A 274-nucleotide genomic window follows, 5' to 3' on the forward strand; every position below is an offset into this window, starting at 1 on the left:
GTATTAGGAATCGTGACAAGTACTGTGTCTGCTTCTTTGATTGCTTCATCTTCAGCTAGCTCCTTGATTAATTGATCAGGTTCACCAGCAAAAGTTTTTCCAAAAATCGTCGGGTTCCGGTGATAAGCAAGATAGCCGACAGCATCTTGTTGCGGACTACGGTCTTGTCCAAATAAGCGTCGATCCAAATCAGTGGTGATTGGCTGGATCGAGCGAGTGACCAATGTTCTTGGTTCAAAATCATGACCTGCCTGCTTCCACGCTTCTTTATACG

At 44.9% G+C, this 274-nt stretch carries 1 pseudogene; it reads right to left on the reverse strand.

Annotation, left to right across the window (positions count from 1 at the left end):
- Nucleotides 1-274, reverse strand: a pseudogene (locus tag AC1RPH_RS08320) (LLM class flavin-dependent oxidoreductase); the annotation flags it as partial.

Source organism: Dellaglioa sp. CoH-57-MRSF-16, from assembly GCF_056782055.1.